Consider the following 6,783-nt stretch of genomic DNA (forward strand, 5'->3'; position numbering starts at 1 on the left):
CGGCGCGGGATCGGGGAGAGGGTTGCGGGTGCGGGGGACGGCCCCCGGGGGAATGCAGCAAACTTCCGAATCCTCGCGATTGTCACTCTTTGCAGATACGAGCCCACCCATGGTCACACGTCCAGTGTGGACGACCGGACTGACATCCGTGAGACGCCGTTCGTGGGAGGGGAGTTCCCGGCTCCGCCCCGGCGGGGTCAACTGGCTTCGGGATGGCGTCCGGTATCCGCGGCGAGCTTGAACTCCGCGCGCGGGTTCTCCAGCGATCCGAGCGAGACGATCTCGCGCTTGAACAGCCCGGACAGGATCCATTCGGCCAGCACCCGGGCCTTGCGGTTGAAGGTCGGCACCCGGCTGAGGTGGTAGACGCGGTGCATGAACCAGGCCGGATAGCCCTTCGCCTTGCGGCCGTAGAGATGCGCGACGCCCCGGTGGAGGCCGAGGGAGGCCACGGAGCCGACGTACTTGTGCTCGTAGTCGCTGAGGGGGCGGCCGTCGAGCGAGGCGAGCAGGTTCTCGGCGAGGACCTTGGCCTGGCGGACGGCGTGCTGCGCGTTGGGGGCGCATACGGCGCCGGGCTCGGCCGCCGTACGGTCCGGCACGGACGCGGCGTCCCCGGCGGCCCAGGCGTGCTCCACGCCGTCCACCTGGAGCGCCGCGGTGCAGGCGAGGCGGCCGCGGTCGTTCAGCGGGAGGTCGGTGGCGGCGAGGATGGGCGACGGTTTGACGCCCGCGGTCCACACGAGGGTGCGGGTGGGGAAGCGCGAGCCGTCACTCAGTACGGCGATCCGGTCCTGGCAGGAGTCGAGGCGGGTTTCCAGCCGTACGTCGATGTTGCGGCTGCGCAGCTCACTGACCGCGTACCTGCCCATCTCCTCGCCGACCTCGGGGAGGATCCGGTTGGTGGCCTCCACGAGGATCCACTTCAGGTCCTCGGGCGCGATGTTGTGGTAGTAGCGGACCGCGTACCGGGCCATGTCCTCCAGTTCGCCGAGCGCCTCGACGCCCGCGTACCCGCCGCCGACGAACACGAAGGTCAGCGCGGAGTCGCGGACGTCGGGGTCGCGGGTGGAGGACGCGATGTCGAGCTGTTCGAGGACGTGGTTGCGCAGCCCGATGGCCTCTTCGACGGTCTTGAAGCCGATGCCGGTCTCGGCGAGGCCGGGGACCGGGAGGGTGCGGGAGACGGATCCGGGCGCCAGCACCAGCTCGTCGTAGTGGACCTCGATCGAGCCGGTGCCCTCTTCCTCGGTGGCGAGGGTTCTGATGGTCGCGGTGCGTTTGCCGTGCTGGATCGCGGTCACCTCGCCGATGATGACCTGGCAGTCGCCGAGTACGCGCCGCAGCGGCACCACGACGTGGCGGGGCGAGATCGACCCGGCCGCGGCCTCCGGCAGGAACGGCTGGTAGGTCATATACGGCTCGGGGTCCACCACGATGACCTGTACGGCGCCGTGCCTCAGCTCCCGCTTGAGCTTCCGCTGGAGGCGCAGCGCGGTGTACATCCCGACGTAGCCGCCGCCGACAACGAGAATGCGCGCTGGTTCCTTCACCCTCCCATGAGGCATGCGCGACCGCGGTTTGTCCACAGCCCCGACCAATTGTGTGACCGGAGGTCCGGAGGTGCCCCGGGGCCGGGCCATGGTGCCCAGTGGGGAATATGCGCAGGTCAGGCCATGGTCACGGGGGCCGGGACGGTCTGGGAGGCGGGGTAAGGTGGCCCGGTGGTCCGGTTGGGGGACGGTCTGTCCCGACCTACCCTCTTCATTCTTGACCTGGGCTCAACTATGTTCGTACTTCGTCGGGGTTGTGACTGCCCCGGCTGACAGGGCGGGGAGTCTCCGGGGGGAGACGTCATTACCGGGGGATCACTTATGCACCTTCAGGGTTCGTCATGGTCCGCAGCCGTCGCGTCCTCGGACGGAAACGGTGGTCGGAGCACTCCGCTGCGCGTGGACGCGCAGCGCAATCTGGAACACGTCCTGCGGGCGGCGCGCGAGGTCTTCGGTGAGCTGGGGTACGGGGCTCCGATGGAGGACGTCGCACGGCGGGCGCGGGTCGGGGTGGGCACCGTCTACCGGCGGTTCCCCAGCAAGGACGTCCTCGTCCGCCGCATAGCGGAGGAGGAGACGGCGAGGCTGACCGATCAGGCCCGGGCCGCGCTCGGGCAGGAGAACGAGCCGTGGTCCGCGCTGGCCCGGTTCCTGCGCACCTCGGTGGCGTCCGGCGCGGGCCGGCTGCTGCCGCCGCAGGTGCTGCGGGTCGGGGTCGACGCGGAGCCGGAGATCCGGGTTCCGCAGCAGCGGCAGGTGGCGTTAGCCGGCCCGGCCCAGCCGGCCGGTGTGGTGCCGTCGGGCGGTGTGCTGCCGTCCGGCGATGTGATGCCGTCGGCCGGTGCCGCACAGCCGGAGCTGCGGCTGGTCGAAGAGCCGGGCGTGGCGCAGGACGAGCCGGACGACGCGGGGGCGGCAGCGCTGCTCCAGGTCGTCGGGCAACTGGTGGAGCGGGCGCGGGCCGCGGGCGAGCTGCGCCCGGATGTGACGGTCGCCGATGTGCTGCTGGTGATCGCCACGGCGGCGCCGTCGCTGCCGGACGCGGCGCAGCAGGCCGCGGCGTCGGCCCGGCTGCTGGACATCCTGCTGGACGGGCTGCGGTCGCGGCCGGTGGGGTGACCGGGGGGAGCCACCTGCGGAGCGTTTTCTGATCGGCTCCTGATCGATCCGTTCGCCGGGTGCGTGCTGCCCGGCGAACGGCCTTCTCTTGGGGGACGCGGTCCGGGGTTCGCTCCTGCGTTTCGGGTTCGTGATGCGCGTTTTCCCCGTGCGGGTGAACGTATGCGCCGCCGTTCCGGAAAGTCCGGGGCGCTCGCGTCAGCGGGCGGCCTCGGCGTCGGCGTCGGCGTCGGCGTCGGATGGGGTCAGGACCTCGTCGAACAGGGCTATGGCCTCCTCGGCGGTCAGGGCCGCGGCCTGGTCGCGCAGTTTCCCGGTCGTAGCGGGGCCCAGCTCCGCTGCCGCCCGCGCCTCGGTCTCCCGGGTCTCCGCGAGCGCCAGCGGGGTGCGCGGCAGCCGCCCGCGCCAGCCTTCGGCCGCACCCAGCAGCCGGACGGCCAGCCGTTCCTGTCCGTGCCGCACCAGGATGTACGCGGCCGACTCCGCCTGCTGGGCGAGCAGCGCCTCCGTACAGCCCACCTCGACGCCCTTGCGCAGGGTGTCGCGCAGCATGCGCAGGCCGCCCCACGGATCGCCCTCCTCGGCTCTGACCCGGCCCTCCAAGCCCTGGAGCACGACCCAGAACAGCGGGGGCGGGGTCGCTTTCACCGCCCGCCGCCGGGCGTCCTCGCAGCACGCCCGCGCCCCGGCCGGATCGCCGCGCAGCAGCTCGATGTGGCCGCGCAGCGAAGCGTTGAAGCCTTGGACGTCCAGGACGCCCCAGCGCTCGGCCTCCTGCTCGGACTGGTCCAGCAGCTTCACCGCGCCCTCGATGTCACCGGAGTTGAGGGCGAGGTCGGCCAGCCGGGTGATGAGGAACGGCACCTCGGTGTGCGCGCCGATCTCCCGGGCCAGCCGCCGCGCCTCCTCGAAGGCGGCCCGCGCCTCGGTGAGCCGGCCGCGCAGCGTGGCCATCTCGCCCCCGGCGCTCTCCACCTGGGCGAGCATCCAGCGGTCGCCGACGCGAGTGCTCAGCTCGCGCAGCTCGGCGTAGTCGGCTTCGGCGCGCCCCATCCCGCTCGACGAGTCGATGGAGAGGTGCATACGGAACATCAGCGCGACGCCGTGCGACCAGTCGTCCCCGTACTCGCGGCAGTTGACCACCGCCTCGCCCATCAGGGGGAGCACCGCGGCGTGACCGTCGAGGATGTACCCGGCGAACGGCCACAGCAGACCGGGGAAGCGGGCGCTGCGCGGGCCCGGATGGCTGTCGTAGGCCTCCCGGATGCGCTGGGCGATCAGCCGTGTCCTGGGGTCCTTCACGTCCGGGCTGTGACCGGTGTCGGCGAGCATGAAGAACCGCAGCAGCCTCAGGTCCATGGCGTGCCAGTAGCGGGTGGCGGCGGGGTCGTCGCCGTCGATGCCGTCCGGGACGGGTGGCGGGACGTCCACCGCCGGGCCGTCGCCCCCTTCGCCGTCCCCTTCGCTGTGCGGGCCGCGGCCGAGGGACAGGGCCCGGTCGGCCCAGGCGGCGCCCTCGTCGCGGTAGTTGCGCAGCCACCAGAACCAGCCCATCGCGAGGATGATCGCGAACGCGGTGTCCTCGTCGCGGGCGGTCAGGGAGCGGTGCAGGGCGGCCCGGATGTTGTCGAGGTCGGTCTCGACGCGGCGCAGCCAGGGCAGCTGTTCGGCGGAGCGCAGCCGCGGCTCGGCGGCACGCGCGAAGTCCCGGAAGTGGGCGATGTGCCGGGCCGAGGCGGCGGCGTGGTCGGCCCGGGCGGCGGCGTCCTCGGCGGCGCGCTCGCTGACGTACTCGTGGATCGTCTCCAGCATGCGGTAGCGGGCCTCGCCCATCGGCCAGCCCGCCGCTCCGCCCGCGGTCTCATCCGCCCCCTCGGCCGATTCCACCGCGGTCGATTCCACCGAGGTCCGGGCGCCCGGCGGGTGGTCCACGGCCAGCAGGGACTTGTCGGCCAGCGCCCCGAGCAGATCGAGCACCTCCGGGGGCGCGATGGGGGCGCCGGAGTGTGCGGGAGCGTGCGCGGGGGCGCTTGCCCCGGCGCGTATGTCCTCACGCCCCGGCGCGTCCGCGCAGACCGCCTCCGCCGCGGCCAGGCCCCAGCCGCCCGCGAAGACCGACACCCGGCGCAGTACGGTGCGTTCCCGCTCGTCCAGCAGGTCCCAGGACCAGTCGACCACCGCCCGCAGGGTCTGCTGGCGCGGCAGGGCGGTCCTGCTGCCGTTGGTCAGCAGGTGGAACCGGTCGTCGAGGCGGTCGGCGATCTGCCGCGGGGTCAGCAGCCGCAGCCGGGCCGCAGCCAGCTCGATCGCCAGCGGCAGTCCGTCGAGGCGGCGGCAGATCTCCGCGACCGCCGCCGCCGTGTCCGGGTCCCCGGCCGGGTCGAAGCCGGGCCGTACGGTCGCGGCGCGCTCGGCGAACAGCTGATGGGCAGGGGCGGGCGGCAGCGGTTCGACGGGCCGTACGGTCTCGCCGGGCACGCCCAGCGGCTCCCGGCTGGTGGCCAGCACGGTCACGCCAGGGCAGCGCGCCAGCAGCGCCTCGGTGAGCCGGGCCACGGTGTCGATGACGTGCTCGCAGTTGTCGAGCAGGAGCAGCAGACGGCGGTCGGCGCAGTACTCGACCAGACGGGTGGCCGGGTCGACGGGGTCCGCCCCGCCCGTCCGGCCTTCGAGCCCGGAGGCGAGCAGCGTCGTCTCGCGGCGGCCGACGGCGCTCAGGACGGCGCCGGGCACGGCGGAGGAGTCGTCCAGCGAGGCGAGCTCGACCACCCAGACGCCGTCCGGGTAGGCGCCCGTCGCGGTCGCGGCGGTCTCCTCGGACAGCCGGGTCTTCCCGGAACCGCCCGGTCCGGTGAGCGTGACCAGCCGGGAGCCGTCCAGGTCCCTGCGGAGGGCGCCGATGTCGCTCTGGCGGCCGACGAAGCTGGTGAGGCGGGCCCGGAGGTTGCCGGGCGGCGCGGGGTGCGCGGCGGGGCGCGGCTCCCGGCCCGGGGCGCGGTCCCGGGTGCGATCCGCGGCGCGGTAGCGGTCCCGTCCCGAGTCGCCGTCGCGGTCCGGGCGGCGGTGCCGGTCGCGGTGCGGGGCGCGGTCACGATCGCGGTCACGGTCCGCGTAGCTGTACCCCTCGCCGTCCGGGCGGCTGTCACGGTCACCACCTGCGGCGCGCTCTCGATCGCGGTCGCGGTCGCGGTCCGGGCTGCGGTAATGGTCGCCGTCCGCGGCGCGGTCCCGATCACGGTCACGGTCCGCGTAGCCGTACCCCTCGCCGTCCGGGCGGCTGTCACGGTCACCACCTGCGGCGCGCTCTCGGTCCCGATCACGGTCACGGTCACGGTCCGCGTAGCGGTACCCCTCGCCGTCCGGGCGGCTGTCACGGTCACCGCCCGCGGCGCGCTCTCGGTCTCGGTCACGATCCAGATCACGGTCACGGTCCGCGTAGCGGTACCCCTCGCCGTCCGGGCGGCTGTCACGGTCACCGTCCGGGCGGCGGTAACGGTCGCCGTCCGCGGCGCGCCCGGCGGTCGGTGGCCCCGGCGGTGGCATGGCACCCGTAGGCGGCGGCTCGCCCGCCAGCAGTTGCCGGTGCAGCTCCCGCAGTTCCGTCCCCGGGTCGGTGCCGAGCCGGTCGGCGAGGAGTTCGCGGACCTCCTCGTACGCGGCGAGGGCGTCGGCCGAGTGCCCGGCGGCCCGCAGCGCGCGGATCAGCTGCGCATGGAACGTTTCGTCGAGCGGATGGTCAGCGACCAGCTCGCGCAGCTCCGGAACGACGTCCGCCGGGCGGTCGCAGGCGAGGTCGGCGTCGATCCGGCGGTGCAGCGCCGCCAGCCGCAGCGCCTCGGCGCGGGCGGCGGCCGCGTCCCGCTCCGGCAGATCGGCGAGCGCCGGTCCGCGCCACATCGCGAGCGCCCGCCGGAGCGTGGTGGCGGCGGTGTGCGGGTCACCGGCGTCGAGGGCGCGCATGCCGTCGTCGGCCAGCCGCTCGCCGCGCAGCGGGTCGACGTCGTCCCGGGGCGCGGCGGTCGCGAGCCGGTAGCCGCCGGGTTATGATACCACGGACTCCCGCCCGATCGCCCGCCGCAACCGGCCCACCAGCGCCTGGAGCGCGGCGGGC

The 6,783-nt window shown here is 74.0% G+C and carries 3 protein-coding genes; 1 reads left to right on the forward strand and 2 read right to left on the reverse strand.

Annotated features, from left to right (window positions below):
• Positions 1-197 precede the first annotated feature (197 nt).
• Positions 198-1,568, reverse strand: a complete 1,371-nt coding sequence (locus SSOG_RS20465) for an NAD(P)/FAD-dependent oxidoreductase (protein WP_039938182.1) — start codon at positions 1,566-1,568, stop codon at positions 198-200.
• Between the two features lie 306 nt (positions 1,569-1,874).
• Between SSOG_RS20465 and SSOG_RS20470 the strand changes: the two genes are divergently transcribed.
• Positions 1,875-2,672: a TetR/AcrR family transcriptional regulator gene (locus SSOG_RS20470; protein WP_009716156.1), complete on the forward strand. Its 798-nt coding sequence runs from the start codon at positions 1,875-1,877 to the stop codon at positions 2,670-2,672.
• Positions 2,673-2,870: 198 nt separating this feature from the next.
• On the opposite strand, the gene SSOG_RS20475 is transcribed toward SSOG_RS20470, so the two are convergent.
• Positions 2,871-6,662 carry a BTAD domain-containing putative transcriptional regulator gene (locus SSOG_RS20475; protein WP_281048201.1) on the reverse strand — a complete coding sequence of 1,264 codons (3,792 nt, stop codon included), beginning with the start codon at positions 6,660-6,662 and terminating at the stop codon, positions 2,871-2,873.
• Between the last annotated feature and the right edge of the window lie 121 nt (positions 6,663-6,783).

The organism is Streptomyces himastatinicus ATCC 53653, from assembly GCF_000158915.1.
Classification (GTDB): Bacteria; Actinomycetota; Actinomycetes; order Streptomycetales; family Streptomycetaceae; genus Streptomyces; species Streptomyces himastatinicus.